Source organism: Streptomyces sp. NRRL S-646 (genome assembly GCF_000720765.1).
Classification (GTDB): Bacteria; Actinomycetota; Actinomycetes; order Streptomycetales; family Streptomycetaceae; genus Streptomyces.
In genome coordinates, this window is sequence record NZ_JODC01000009.1 from 146,735 (window position 1) to 159,391 (window position 12,657).

At 70.2% G+C, this 12,657-nt stretch carries 9 protein-coding genes; 3 read left to right on the forward strand and 6 right to left on the reverse strand.

Annotated features, from left to right (window positions below):
• From IH68_RS0124050 to IH68_RS0124060, 3 genes are all read left to right on the forward strand, one after another.
• Positions 1 to 2,544: an MFS transporter gene (locus IH68_RS0124050; protein ID WP_030938619.1), complete on the forward strand. Its 2,544-nt coding sequence runs from the start codon at positions 1 to 3 to the stop codon at positions 2,542 to 2,544.
• A 115-nt stretch (positions 2,545 to 2,659) separates the two neighbouring features.
• Complete coding sequence (locus tag IH68_RS0124055; protein ID WP_030938622.1) at positions 2,660 to 3,481, forward strand: YceI family protein; 822 nt, start codon at positions 2,660 to 2,662, stop codon at positions 3,479 to 3,481.
• Between the two features lie 67 nt (positions 3,482 to 3,548).
• The gene (locus IH68_RS0124060) at positions 3,549 to 4,019 is read left to right on the forward strand and encodes a PPOX class F420-dependent oxidoreductase (protein ID WP_030938624.1); all 471 of its coding nucleotides are present in this window, start codon (positions 3,549 to 3,551) and stop codon (positions 4,017 to 4,019) included.
• On the opposite strand, the gene IH68_RS0124065 is transcribed toward IH68_RS0124060, so the two are convergent.
• From IH68_RS0124065 to IH68_RS0124090, 6 genes are all read right to left on the reverse strand, one after another.
• Positions 4,020 to 4,775 carry a TetR/AcrR family transcriptional regulator gene (locus IH68_RS0124065; protein WP_030938626.1) on the reverse strand — a complete coding sequence of 252 codons (756 nt, stop codon included), beginning with the start codon at positions 4,773 to 4,775 and terminating at the stop codon, positions 4,020 to 4,022.
• A 155-nt stretch (positions 4,776 to 4,930) separates the two neighbouring features.
• On the reverse strand, positions 4,931 to 6,376 hold the full coding sequence (locus IH68_RS0124070; protein WP_234341541.1) for an MFS transporter: 1,446 nt from the start codon (positions 6,374 to 6,376) through the stop codon (positions 4,931 to 4,933).
• Between the two features lie 78 nt (positions 6,377 to 6,454).
• Positions 6,455 to 8,662 (reverse strand): glycosyltransferase family 39 protein, encoded by a 2,208-nt coding sequence (locus tag IH68_RS0124075; RefSeq protein WP_030938631.1) that lies wholly within the window; start codon positions 8,660 to 8,662, stop codon positions 6,455 to 6,457.
• Positions 8,663 to 8,664: 2 nt separating this feature from the next.
• Positions 8,665 to 10,182 (reverse strand): bifunctional glycosyltransferase family 2/GtrA family protein, encoded by a 1,518-nt coding sequence (locus IH68_RS0124080; RefSeq protein WP_030938633.1) that lies wholly within the window; start codon positions 10,180 to 10,182, stop codon positions 8,665 to 8,667.
• 14 nt (positions 10,183 to 10,196) lie between these two features.
• Positions 10,197 to 11,813 carry a sensor histidine kinase gene (locus IH68_RS0124085; protein WP_030938635.1) on the reverse strand — a complete coding sequence of 539 codons (1,617 nt, stop codon included), beginning with the start codon at positions 11,811 to 11,813 and terminating at the stop codon, positions 10,197 to 10,199.
• Complete coding sequence (locus IH68_RS0124090) at positions 11,810 to 12,550, reverse strand: response regulator transcription factor (protein WP_030938637.1); 741 nt, start codon at positions 12,548 to 12,550, stop codon at positions 11,810 to 11,812. Before IH68_RS0124090 ends, IH68_RS0124085 begins: the two co-directional genes overlap by 4 nt.
• Positions 12,551 to 12,657 lie beyond the last annotated feature (107 nt).

A 12,657-nucleotide genomic window follows, 5' to 3' on the forward strand; every position in this document is an offset into this window, starting at 1 on the left:
ATGGCAACGACCACACCAGCCGGTGTGCGGGCTCATGCCAAGCACGGGGGAGGCTCCGCCGAGTACGCCCCGATGACGCACCGGCAGATCATGGAGGCGATCTCCGGTCTGCTGCTCGGCATGTTCGTGGCGATCCTGTCGTCCACGATCGTCACCAACGCCCTGCCGCACATCATCAGCGACCTCGGCGGCGGCCAGTCCGCCTACACCTGGGTCGTCACCGCCGCCCTGCTGTCGATGACCGCGGCCACTCCCCTGTGGGGCAAGCTCGCCGACCTGTACAGCAAGAAGGCGCTCGTCCAGATAGCCCTGGTCATCTACGTCCTGGGGTCCGCGGCCGCCGGCCTGTCGCAGAACGCCGGCATGCTGATCGCCTGCCGTGTCGTCCAGGGCATCGGCGTCGGCGGTCTGTCCGCCCTCGCCCAGATCGTCATGGCCGCGATGATCTCCCCGCGCGAGCGCGGCCGTTACTCCGGCTACCTCGGCGCGACCTTCGCCGTCGCCACCGTCGGCGGCCCGCTGCTCGGCGGCGTCATCACCGACACCAGCTGGCTCGGCTGGCGCTGGTGCTTCTACGTCGGTGTCCCCTTCGCCGTCCTCGCGCTGATCGTGCTGCAGAAGACCCTGCACCTGCCGGTCGTGAAGCGGGACGTGAAGGTCGACTGGGCCGGTGCCTTCTTCATCGCCGCCGCCGTCTCGCTGCTGCTGGTCTGGGTCACCTTCGCGGGTGACAAGTACGACTGGGTGTCCTGGCAGACGTACGCGATGGTCGGCGGTTCGATCGTCCTCGGTCTGGTCTTCGTGCTCGTCGAGTCGAAGGCGAGCGAGCCGATCATCCCGCTGCGGCTGTTCCGCAACCGCACGATCACGCTCGCGTCGCTGGCCTCGCTGTTCGTCGGTGTCGCGATGTTCACCGGCACGGTCTTCTTCAGCCAGTACTTCCAGCTGGCCCGCGACAAGTCCCCGACGATGTCGGGCGTCATGACCATCCCGATGATCGGCGGGCTGTTCATCTCCTCCACCGTCTCCGGGCAGTTCATCACCCGCACCGGACGCTGGAAGGCGTGGCTGGTCAGCGGCGGCGTGCTGGTGACGGCGGGCCTCGGTCTGCTCGGCACCATCCGCTACGACACGGCGTACTGGAAGATGTCGATCTTCATGGCGCTGCTGGGTCTCGGCATCGGCATGATGATGCAGAACCTGGTGCTGTGCACGCAGAACCAGGTCGACCCGAGCGACCTCGGCTCCGCCAGCTCCACGGTCACCTTCTTCCGCTCGCTCGGCGGTGCGGTCGGCGTGTCCGCGCTGGGCGCGGTGATGTCCCACCGGATCACGCACTACGTCAAGGACGGCATCGCCGCCCTCGACCCGCAGTACCGCGCGGCGCTGGCCGGTTCCGGCTCGTCCACCGACAGCCTCCCGGACCTCGGCAAGCTGCCGGCCCCGATCCGCACCCTCATGGAGAGCTCCTACGGCCACGGCATCGCCGACGTCTTCCTGATCGCGGGCGCCCTCGCGGCCGTCGCGTTCCTGATCACCCTGTTCATCAAGGAGGTCCCGCTGAAGACCAAGGGCGCGCTGGCGCAGGCCGCTGCCGCGGACGGGACGCCTTCCGAGTCCCAGGCCGCTCCGGCCGCCGTCGAGGCCCCGGCCCCCGCTTCGGCTCCGGTCGTCGAGAAGGCCCCGAGCTGGGCCGTGTCCGACACCGAGGTCGCCGCCGACGGCACGCAGAAGCTCGCCGCCGTGGCCACCCTCGCCCGGCCCGAGGAGCCGGCCGCATCCGGCGGGATCCCGGTGCGCGGCTTCGTCCGCGGCAACGAGAGTGCGCCCGTGCCGCAGGCCGCCGTCACGCTGATCTCGCTGGCGGGACGGCAGCTGGGCCGGTCGGTCGCGCAGGCCGACGGCTCCTACGCCCTCGAGGCGCCGAGCGTCGGCAGTTACGTCCTGATCGCCGCCGCCGACGGTTTCCAGCCGCAGGCGTCCACGGTCGTGGTGAACGGCGAGCCGGTCTCGTACGACATCCTGCTCAGCGGCACCAGCGGGCTGAGCGGTGTGGTGCGGGCCGCCGAGACCACGCTGCCCGTCAAGGACGCGATGGTCATCGTGACCGATGTCCGCGGGGAGCTGCTGGCCACCGCCGCCACCGGCGAGCAGGGCGAGTTCTCCCTCGCGGAGCTGGTGCCGGGTGCCGTGACCGTCGCGGTGAACGCCGCCGGGTACCGGCCGCGCGCCCTGCCCGTCGAGGTGGGCGGTACCGGGGTCACCCGTATCGAGATCGACCTCGACTCGGGCGCCCAGCTCCAGGGCGTCGTACGCGCCCCGCACGGCCCGCTGGCCGACGCCCGGGTCACCCTGGTCGACGCGGCGGGCAACGTGGTCGGGACGGCCACCACCGGCACGGACGGCGCCTACGCCTTCACCGACCTCAACGGCGGCGACTACACGGTCATCGCGACGGGCTACCCGCCGGTGGCGACCGCCCTCACGGTGAACGGCCGCGGAGTCGACGACCACGACATCGAACTGGCCCACCCGGGCGAGTAGTTCGATACTCCGGCCCGTGGCGGACGGCGTGCGCGCTCTGAGCGGAGGTGCGCGCCCGGCGCCACGGGCCGGTTCTCTTTATGACCATTTGCATTGCACTGCAGGGAGAAACGGGATGGGACTGACCGCGAAGATCCGTACGCGGGACGGATGGGCCGTGTCGCACGCGGTCGTCACGGTGACCGACATGACCGGCACACAGGTGCTGCGCGCGGAGGCGGACGCCGAGGGGGCCGTACGGGACGCCACCGAGCTCGCCCCGGGGGCCTACACCGTCATCGTCACGGCCGTCGGGTATGCGCCCGTGGCCTCCAGCGCACTCGTCACGGCGAGCGGACGGGCCGAGCTCGGCGCGGTGACGCTGGCCCGGCAGGGCGGCACGGAGCTGCCGCCGCCCGGGCCGTGGACCATCGACCCCGCGCACTCCTCGGTGGGCGCGGTCGCCCAGCACCTGGGGATCTCCAGCGTGCACGGGCGGTTCACGGAGTTCGCCGGGCGCGTCGAGATCACCCCTGACGAGGTGGAGAAGTCGCGGGTGGAAGCGGTGATCCGGGCTGCTTCGATCGACACGGGCAACGGCATGCGCGACGACCATCTGCGCTCGCCCGACTTCCTGGACGCCGAGAAGTACCCGGAGATCACGTATCGGTCCACCGGCCTTACGGCGGCGGGCGCGGACCGCTGGACCGTGCACGGCGAGCTGACGCTGCACGGGGTCGTACGGCCGGTGGACCTGGACCTGGCGTACCTGGGGACGGGCGCGGACCCGTGGGGCGGCACCCGCGCCGCCTTCCGTGCGACGACGGAACTCCGCCGCGAGGACTTCGCCATGAACTACAACCAGGTGCTCCAGGCGGGTATCGCCGCGATCGGCACGACGCTGAAGGTGGAGCTGGACATCCAGGCGGTGCAGGGGGAGTCGCTGCCGCAGGCGTGAACGCGGCCCGTGAGCGTAGGCACGGCAGGGACAGGCCGAGCAGCGCCCCGGCGCCTAGGCTGACGCCATGGCACCGAACATCGCGACCAACACCCGCGTCTCCCTCGACGAACTGCTGGACTTCGTACGCCCCCGCCACCGCGCGATCCTGCTGACGCGCCGTGCCGACGGCGGCCCGCAGGCCTCGCCGCTGACCTGCGGGGTCGACGACTCCGGGCGGATCGTCGTCTCCACCTACCCCGATCGGGCCAAGACCCGCAACGCCAAGCGGGACGAGCGCGTCAGCCTCGTCGTGCTGAGCGACGAGTGGGACGGGCCGTGGGTGCAGGTGGACGGAACGGCAGAGGTCATCGACTCGCCGGAGTCCGTGGAACCGCTGGTGGAGTACTACCGGAACATCGCCGGCGAGCACCCGGACTGGGACGAGTACCGGGCGGCGATGGTGAAGCAGGGCAAGTCGATCATCCGGGTCACTCCCGAGAAGTGGGGGCCGGTGGCCACGGGTGGGTTCCCGGCACGGCTGGCCACTGAGGAGTAGTCAGCCCCGGGCCACCATCGCCTCGATGCCCGCGACCAGCAGGTCCAGGGCGAAGTCGAAGTCCCGCTCCCACATCTCGTGCACGGTGTCGCCGCCGCGGGCCGCCATGATGTCCTCGGACTCCTTGACGACCTCGGCGGCCTGCGGGTCCTGCGTCACCGCGCTCATGGCGTGCTTGAAGTACTCGTCCGCGGTCATTCCGAAGTCGGCGCTGCGGGCGTTGAAGTGGCCCTCGATCGTGCCGAAGCCGTACACGAACTGGAAGACGGACGAGATGGCCGCCGCCAGTCCGTGCGTGGGCAGGCCGGTGCGGCGGATGACGCGTTGCACGACGCGGGCGAAGGCCAGGTTGTTCGGGCCGATGTTGAGGAAGGTGCCGGCCAGCGACGACAGCCATGGATGACGGACCAGCAGCGAGCGGTACTCCCTCGCCAGCGCCCGCAGCTGGTCGCGCCAGTCCTCGTCGGCATCCGGGTCCGGCAGGCCGATCTCGCCGAAGACCGCGTCCAGGGCGAGTTCGAGGAGGTCGTCCTTGGTGTCGACGTACCAATAGACGGACATCGCGGTGACATTCAGTTCGGCGGCCAGCCGGCGCATGGAGAACTTGGCCAGCCCCTCCCCGTCCAGGAGGCGGACGGTCACCTCGGTGATCCGGTCCCGGTCGAGCCCCGACGGCTGACCGCCGCGACCGCCCCGGCGCACCTTGCCCTCCAGCCACACACTGGTCCGCGCCGCCCGCTCGGCTGCCCTCACCATTGGCGCACCTTCCTAGACTTACGTCGACTGATCACGATGCTAGGTGGCAGCCGCCCCAGAGGGACGCAGGGCTGTGTCGATGTGCGGCTCCGCCGCGTGAGCGCGAGAAACCACGACGAGCCCTCAGCCGCCCGGCAACCGCTGCACCCGAGCTCCTAGGCGACCACCACCCCCGAGTCTGCCCGCTCAGCGCGACGCAGCAACGCGGCGGCCAGGAACCCACCCAGCAGTACCGCCACCGCCCCCACCAACTGCCCCGCCTCCAACCCCGCGGCCAGCCCGGCCGACGGAACCCGGGAGCTGAGTACCGCGCCGAGCACGGCAACCCCCAACCCGTTCCCGAACTCCGCCAACGTCCCGTTGACCCCGGCCCCCACCCCCGCCTTCTCCGGGGGAATTGCGCTCATGACGGCGTGCGCCATCGCCGGGTTGGCGATCGCACACCCCCCACCGATCAGCAACAGCCCGACCAGCGTCCCCGCATAACCCCCGGAGTCCAGCAGCGCGACGGACACCAGCCCACCCGCCATCAGCACCATCCCCAGCGCGACGGACACCGGTGTACCGAGCCTGGCCGACCACTTCGCCGACAGCCCCGAGAAGTTCAGCGCGACGATCGTCAGCGCGAGCGGCGCCGTCCGCAGACCGGCCTCCAAGGGGCCGTAACCAAGCACGAGTTGCAGATGCTGGGTGAGCAGGAACAGTGCCCCGCCCATGCCGAAGGTGATCAGCACCGCTCCGGCCACCGCTCCGGTGAACCGCCGGTCCCTGAAGAAGTGCAGGTCGAGCATGGGGTACGGGATCCGGGTCTCCCAGTACGCAAAGGCAGCCAGGACCAGGCCGGCGACCGCCGCCGTGCCGAGGACCCGCACCGACGTCCACCCGTGCTCCGGCCCGGAGATGATCGCGAACACCAGCGCGGCCATGCCGATCGTGGAGAGCAGTGCGCCGAGGAGGTCGGGACGGTCGCCGCGCTCCGGGGGTCCGGGGGTTGTCCCCCGGGAAAACGCAGCCCTGGACTCCGGAACCAGGGCCACCACCGCCATCAGTCCCAGCGCCACCACCGGCAGGTTGATCAGGAAGATCGCTCCCCACCAGAAGTGGTTCAGCATGAACCCGCCGAGCAGCGGACCCGCCGCGAAACCCAGCGCGTTGACCGCCGCCCAGATGCCGATGGCCTTCGGCTGCTCCTCGGGCGTGAAGATCTGCATCGCCACGGCCAGGGTGGTGGTCAGCAGCAGCGCACCGCCCACGCCCATGCCGGCCCGTGCGGCGATCAACTGGCCCGTGCTGCCGGCCAGTCCGGCGGTCAGCGAACCGGCCCCGAACAGCGCCAGGCCCGTGATCAGCATCTTCTTGCGGCCGTAACGGTCCGCCGCGCTGCCCGCCGTGAGCAGCAGGCCGGACTGGACGAGCGAGTAGGCGTTGATCATCCACTGGATGTCGGAGGTGGCCGCACCCAACTCCCTGGTGAGGGAGGGGATCGCCACGTTCAGGACGGTGTTGTCGAGCAGCACGGTGAGCTGGGCGAGACAGATGACACCGAGGATCAGCCAGCGTTGGGGGTGGCCCTGGGACCGGCTCTGCGGGGACGTAGACATGCCATACACCGTATAGCTGGGTGCTATACGGTGTACAACGCCTTCTCCGTCAGATGCCGCCCGCCTGTCTGCCGCCTGCTAGCTGCTCGCCTTCTGTGTCAGGTCGTAGAAGGTCGACGAACCGACCGTCACCTTCTTGAAGTTCTTCTCGACCCACGACGTGATCTGCGAGGACGTACCGCTGCTGCTGCCGCCCATGCCGCCGCCCGTGCCGGACGAGATGAAGTAGTGGATCCTGCCGGCGGCCACGTACTGCTTGAACTGCGCGAGGGTCGGGGACGGGTCGGTGCCGTTGAAGCCGCCGATGGCCATCACCGGGTCGCCGGTGGAGAGCTGGTAGCTCGCCGCGTTCTGCGCGCCGATGGCCGCCGCGACCCAGGTGTACTTGGACGAGTCGGTCTCCAGCAGCTTCTTGGCCTGGGAGCTGACGCTCGCGCCGTTCAGCAGGCCGCCGACGCCACCGCCGCCGCCCATGCCGCCGCCCGTCCGGCCGCCGGGCATACCGCCCTGCTGGTTCCGGGTGCTGCCGTTGCCGTTCTGCTGACCCGGCATGCCGCCGCCCGGGAAGCCGTTGCCGTTCTGCTGGTTCTGGTTGTTGCCGTTGCCGTTCTGCTGGTTCTGCCGACCCGGCATGCCGCCGCCCATGCCGCCCCGCATGCCGCCACCGCCGCCGGGGCCGCCCCGGCCGCCGCCCATCATGCTCGCGCCGGCCGGGCCGGCCGTGACGATGGAGCCGGTGTGCGCACTGTTCACGGTGGACAGGGTGTACGCGGTCGGGCCGGCCAGGGAGGCCAGGATGCCCACGGCGGCCGCCCCGAGGGCGAGTTGCCGGTTGATCCGGCCCGCGAAGATCAGGCCGAGGGCGGCGACCAGGCCGCCGACCAGGACCAGGTACTTCAGCCAGGGCAGATAGTCCGAGGTGCGGTTGAGGAGTACATAGCCCCAGGCGGCGCTCGCCACGACCGCGCCCGCGAGGGTGAGGGACGCCCAGGTCTCGCGCCGCCTCTCCCACAGGAGCGCGGAGCCCATGCCGACCACGGCGGCGAGGTAGGGGGCGAGGGCCACCGTGTAGTACTGGTGGAAGATGCCCGCCATGTAGCTGAAGACGACCATGGTCAGGAGCAGCGAGCCGCCCCAGACCAGGAACGAACCGCGGGTCACGGAGGTCCGCTTGTACTTGCGCGTCGCCACCAGTCCCGCGACGAAGAGGATCAGCGCGGCCGGCAGCAGCCAGGAGATCTGGCTGCCGACCTCGGAGCCGAACATCCGGTCCCAGCCGGTCTCGCCCCACATACCGGTGCCGCCGCCACCGCCACCGCCACCGATGCTGCCGGTCTCGTTGCCGCTCAGCCGGCCGAAGCCGTTGTAGCCGAAGGTCAGCGAAAGGAAGCTGTTGTCCTGCGAACCGCCGATGTAGGGGCGGGAGGAGGCGGGCCACAGCTCGACGATCGCGACCCACCAGCCGCCGGCCACCACCAGCGCGGCCGTCGCCGCGGCCAGCTGCCCGAAGCGCTTCTTCAGCGACACCGGCGCGCAGACCGCGTAGACGATCGCGAGCGCCGGCAGGATCAGGAAGGCCTGCAGGGTCTTGCCGAGGAACGCGAATCCGATCGCGACACCGGCCCACAGCAGCCACTTCGTACGGCCGTCCTCCAGGGCGCGGACCACGAAGTAGCAGGCGGCCGACATCAGGAGCGCCAGCATGGCGTCCGGGTTGTTGAACCGGAACATCAGCGCCGCAACGGGAGTGAGCGCGAGGACCGCGCCCGCGATCAGACCGGCCGCGGGGCTGAACCGGCGGCGTACGGACGAGTGGACGACGGCGACCGTCGCGAGGCCCATGAGGACCTCGGGGACGAGGATCGCCCACGAGTTGAGGCCGAAGATCCGCACCGACAGCTCCATCGGCCACAGGGAGGCCGGGGGCTTGTCGACGGTGATGGCGTTGCCCGCGTCCAGCGATCCGAAGAAGAACGCCTTCCAGCTCTTGCTGCCCGCCTGGGCGGCCGCCGAGTAGAAGGAGTTGGCGTAGCCGGAGGCGCTCAGGTTGTAGAGGTAGAGCAGGCCGGTGGCGAGCAGCAGGCCGAGGAACGCCGGGCGCACCCAGCGGGGGTCCTCGGGGCGGCCGCGCCAGAGTCTGCGGACGAAGGGCTGCTGGGGTTCACCGGATCCGGGAGCCGGGGCGGTCGGCGGGGCAACGGGCTCCGGCACGTCCGTGGTCGCCGTCGGTGGCGGCCCCCACGCGGAGGGACCCGGCCGGGCCGACTGGTCGTAGTGGGTGGTCATCGTCAGTCCCTCGGCTCGGTGTCGGTCGGGCGCACCGGCTGCAGATGCATGGTGGCGTCCTGCCGGCGTTGGTCCGCGACTTCACCGGCGCGGAACTGGGTCGTGTGGTGGTTCTGGTGCGGCACGTTCTGGTACGGCACGTTCGGGCGCGCGCCCGGGCGCTGCGGCAGCGGGGGCAGCGGCTGGTACGCCTGCTGCGGGTACTGCTGCGGGTACGGGGCCGTCGCACAGGTCGGCGAGGACGGGGTGTGCGATGCCACCACGGTGGACTGCACGCTGTCGCTCTTGTCGGGGAAGACCCAGGCGCGGAAGAGCAGGAAGCGCAGCACGGTCGCCGCGAGGTTGGCGGCGATGAGGACCGCCAGCTCGGTGGAGTGCCCGGGGTCGGACGTCGCCGCGTTCAGGGCGGCGAGCGAACCGCTGGTCAGCGCGAGCCCGATGCCGAAGACGACCAGGCCCTGCGCCTGGTGCCGGACGGCGCCGCCGCTGCCGCGCACTCCGAAGGTGAGGCGCCGGTTGGCCGCCGTATTGGCGATGGCGGAGACCAGCAGGGCCAGCGCGTTGGCGACCTGCGAGCCGCCGAACTGCCGGAAGAGGCTGTAGAGGACGAGATAGAAGAGGGTCGACAGACCGCCGACCACACAGAACCCGACGAGCTGGCGGGCCAGCCCCTTCGGTACGTCCTGGATGTCGCGGTCGCGCGGGTCGTCGCCGAAGGGCCGGGTGATCCGGTCCAGCGGCAGCGACCCGGTGGCCAGGGCCTTGCCCACCCGCCACACCCCCTTGAGGTCCTCGGTCGCCGTCTTCACGATGTGGACGGTGGAGTCGGGGTCGTCGACCCAGTCGACGGGAACTTCATGGATACGAAGACCCGCGCGCTCGGCGATGACGAGCATCTCGGTGTCGAAGAACCAGCCGGTGTCCTCGACCAGCGGCAGCAGCACCTGCGCGACATCACGCCGTATCGCCTTGAAGCCGCACTGCGCGTCGGAGAAGCGGGCCTGCAGCGAGCCGCGCAGGATCAGGTTGTACGCCCGGCTGATGAACTCCCGCTTGGGCCCGCGCACCACGCGGGAGGAGCGGGCCAGCCGGGAGCCGATCGCCAGGTCCGAGTGACCCGAGATCAGCGGCGCCACCAGCGGCAGCAGCGCGTTGAGGTCGGTGGAGAGGTCCACGTCCATGTAGGCGAGGATCGGCGCCTCGGAGGCGGACCACACGGTCCGCAGGGCGCGACCGCGGCCCTTCTGCTCCAGTCGGAAGTTGGAGACCTCGGGGATCTCCGTCTCCAGCCGCGCCGCCACCAGCGGGGTGGTGTCGGTCGATGCGTTGTCCGCGATCGTGATCCGGAACGCGTACGGGAACGTGCGCTTGAGGTGGTCGTGCAGTCTCAGCACACACGGCTGGAGGTCCTTCTCCTCGTTGTAGACGGGGATCACTACGTCCAGGACAGGCGTACCGGCGTCGCCGGCCGGGAGGTGCTCCCGCGCCGGCAGGGTGCCGGGAGAAGAGTCGGTTCGCATGGAAACGACTCTGGTCAAGTGCCCTGTTGCACCCATGTGGTGGCACTGTGGTCTGCCTGTGAGTGCGATTGCCAATTCGTTTCGGGGGCCGGCCGGGGCAGCACCGGGGCAAGCGCGGGCAGATGCACGGTGAACACCGTGCGTCCCGGAACGCTGTCCACGGTGACGGCACCGCCGTGCGCGGTCGCAACGGCCTGCACGATCGCCAGACCGAGGCCGGTCGACCCGGAGGCGCGGGAACGCGACGAATCACCCCGCGCGAACCGCTCGAAGACGTGCGGGAGCAACTCCGCCGGAATCCCCTGCCCGTTGTCCTCGACGTCCACGCACATCCACGGGCCGCGGCGCTGTATTCGTGCGGTGACGGTCGTACCTGGCGGGGTGTGTTTACGGGCGTTGCCGAGCAGGTTGACGAGCACCTGCTGGATGCGTGCGGCGTCCGCCGACACCAGCGCGGGTTCATCGGGCAGATCGAGCCGCCAGTTGTGATCCATGCCGGCCGCACGGGAGTCGCTGACCGTGTCGACGACCAGCGGGATCAGGTCGGTCTGCTCGAACTGCAGCGGCCGTCCGGCGTCGAGACGGGCGAGGAGAAGAAGGTCTTCGACCAGCAAGGTCATCCGGCCCGCCTCGGACTCGATACGACCGAGGGCGTGCCGGGTGTCGGGCCCGACCTGCTCTCTGCCGCGTCTGGTCAGCTCGGCGTACCCGCGGATGGAGGCCAGGGGAGTGCGCAGCTCGTGGCTGGCGTCGGCGACGAACTGCCGCACCCGCATCTCACTCTGCTGCCGCGAGTGCAGCGCCCCGTGGACATGGTCCAGCATCCGGTTGAGCGCGGCCCCGACCTGTCCGACCTCGGTGTGCGGATCGGTCTCGGACTCAGGCACCCGCTCGCTGAGGTTCACCTCGCCGGTGTGGAGGGGGAGTTCGGAGACGCGGGTCGCGGTGGCGGCGACTCGGCGGAGGGGGCGGGTGGCCACGCCGACGAGGACGTAACCGGCGATGACGGCTGCGCCCAGGCCGGCGGCGGTGACGCTGACCTCGACGAGGATCAGGGTGTTGATGTTGCCGTCGGTTTCCTTGGTGGGGAAGCCGACGTAGTAGCCGCTCCTGTACTCGACCTGGTACGTGCCCAGCCCCGGAAGGTCCACGGTGTGCGGATTGCCGTCCTGGGGGACCTGACCGAGGGAGGTCTTCTGGGCGTCGGTGAGGTCCCCGGCGCTCATCTCGAAGTTGGACGAGGACTTCTTACTGATCTTGCCGTCGGTGACGGAACCGTTGACGACCTTGGCCGCGAGCGTGCCCGGGGGCTGCTGCGGGCCGTGCTTGACGAAATCGCTGAGATCGGACGTCTTGCGGATCTGGCTCTGCCGGTTGGCCTGGCCGGGTGCACCATCGTCCCCGCCCACGCCGGGCGGCCCGAAGTCGCCCGACACACGCGTCACGGCCTCGTGCAGCTGCTTGTCCAACTGGTCGTACAGATGCTGCCTGAGCGCCAAGGTCGTAACCGTCCCGATCACCGCACACACCACGGCGATCAGCACCACGGAAGCGACGACGAGCCGCGCCCGCAGGGTGCGCGGCTGTCCCGCTCGTCGCTTCTGCGTACGCGGTCGTCGCCGTCCGCTCATGACGCGGCAGGCTTGATGAGGTAGCCGGCTCCCCGCCGGGTGTGGATCATCGGCTCACGACCGGCGTCGATCTTCCGCCGCAGATACGAGATGTAGAGCTCGACCACGTTGGCCTGTCCACCGAAGTCGTACGACCACACCCGGTCGAGTATCTGCGCCTTGCTGAGCACGCGCCGCGGGTTGCGCATCAGGAAGCGCAGCAGCTCGAACTCGGTGGCGGTGAGGTGTATGCCCGCCCCGGCCCGGCTGACCTCGTGGCTGTCCTCGTCCAGCGTCAGGTCACCGACGACGAGCACGGAGTCCGAGCGCCGGTCGGCCGCACCGGAGCGCCGGATCAGCCCCCGCAGCCGTGCGACGACCTCTTCCAGGCTGAACGGCTTGGTGACGTAGTCGTCGCCACCGGCGGTGAGACCGGCGATCCGGTCCTCGACTGCGTCCTTGGCGGTCAGGAACAGAACCGGCACATCCGGCAGCTCACGGCGCAGCCGCCCGAGCACCGTCAGCCCGTCCATGTCCGGCAGCATCATGTCGAGGACGACGGCGTCGGGCCGGAACTCCCGCGCGGTCTGGATGGCACCCGTGCCATCCCCCGCACTCCGGATCTGCCATCCCTCATAACGAAGGGCCATGGACAGCAGCTCGGTGATCGACATCTCGTCGTCCACCACAAGCACTCGGACGGGGCTCCCGTCCGGCCTCAGCAGTTCGGTGCGCCCCTGGGGCGAGGTCGTGGTCATGGTGGACACACTGTCGGGATCCTCTGAGAGCACCCTTTCGACAACCTGTGATTTCCCTGAGAAACGCACAGGCACCTCTCAGGCAACCCCTGGGAAGCTCCTGACCT

Excerpts from the sequence above, each read along its gene's own strand:
- IH68_RS0124090 (WP_030938637.1), bottom strand. The coding sequence starts at position 12,550 with ATGACCACGACCTCGCCCCAGGGGCGCACCGAACTGCTGAGGCCGGAC.
- IH68_RS0124085 (WP_030938635.1), bottom strand. The coding sequence starts at position 11,813 with ATGAGCGGACGGCGACGACCGCGTACGCAGAAGCGACGAGCGGGACAG.
- IH68_RS0124055 (WP_030938622.1), top strand. The coding sequence starts at position 2,660 with ATGGGACTGACCGCGAAGATCCGTACGCGGGACGGATGGGCCGTGTCG.
- IH68_RS0124070 (WP_234341541.1), bottom strand. The coding sequence starts at position 6,376 with ATGTCTACGTCCCCGCAGAGCCGGTCCCAGGGCCACCCCCAACGCTGG.
- IH68_RS0124050 (WP_030938619.1), top strand. The coding sequence starts at position 1 with ATGGCAACGACCACACCAGCCGGTGTGCGGGCTCATGCCAAGCACGGG.
- IH68_RS0124060 (WP_030938624.1), top strand. The coding sequence starts at position 3,549 with ATGGCACCGAACATCGCGACCAACACCCGCGTCTCCCTCGACGAACTG.
- IH68_RS0124065 (WP_030938626.1), bottom strand. The coding sequence starts at position 4,775 with ATGGTGAGGGCAGCCGAGCGGGCGGCGCGGACCAGTGTGTGGCTGGAG.
- IH68_RS0124075 (WP_030938631.1), bottom strand. The coding sequence starts at position 8,662 with ATGACCACCCACTACGACCAGTCGGCCCGGCCGGGTCCCTCCGCGTGG.
- IH68_RS0124080 (WP_030938633.1), bottom strand. The coding sequence starts at position 10,182 with ATGCGAACCGACTCTTCTCCCGGCACCCTGCCGGCGCGGGAGCACCTC.